Here is a 600-nt window from a genome sequence, read left to right on the forward strand (position 1 = left end):
ACACGTTTTATGACTGACCCGCACGAAATGCGGGCGATGGCGGGCCGCTTCGAGGTGCACGCCCAGACGGTTGAGGACGAGGCTCGCAAGATGTGGGCGTCCTCGATGAACATCGCCGGCTCGGGCTGGAGCGGCCAGGCGCAGGCCACCTCGTACGACACCATGGGTCAGGTCAACCAGGCCTTCCGCAACATCGTCAACATGCTCCACGGAGTGCGGGACGGACTGATCCGCGACGCGAACAACTACGAGCAGCAAGAGCAGGCCTCGCAGCAAATCCTGGGCAGCTAGCACTCGAAACCCGCTGTCTTCCAACACTTTAAGGAGCTAAGCAATGACCATTAACTACCAGTTCGGCGATGTCGACGCCCACGGTGCCTTGATCCGCGCCCAGGCCGCGTCTCTGGAGGCTGAGCACCAGGCCATCGTTCGCGATGTGCTTGCTGCGGGTGACTTCTGGGGCGGTGCCGGTTCGGTGGCCTGCCAGGAGTTCATCACCCAGTTGGGTCGCAACTTCCAGGTGATCTACGAGCAGGCCAACGCCCACGGGCAGAAGGTGCAGAGCGCCGGCAGCAACATGGCCAGCACCGACAGCGCCGT

At 63.0% G+C, this 600-nt stretch carries 2 protein-coding genes; both read left to right on the forward strand.

Translation table 11 applies throughout. The features are described from left to right. Positions 1-291: WXG100 family type VII secretion target (locus A5773_RS21805; protein ID WP_156744918.1), on the forward strand; the 291-nt coding region annotated here is incomplete at its 5' end. Between the two features lie 43 nt (positions 292-334). Next, positions 335-600: WXG100 family type VII secretion target (locus tag A5773_RS21810; protein WP_066957308.1), on the forward strand; the 266-nt coding region annotated here is incomplete at its 3' end.

Origin of the sequence: Mycobacterium sp. 852014-52450_SCH5900713, assembly GCF_001667075.1 — a bacterium.
Lineage (GTDB): Bacteria > Actinomycetota > Actinomycetes > Mycobacteriales > Mycobacteriaceae > Mycobacterium.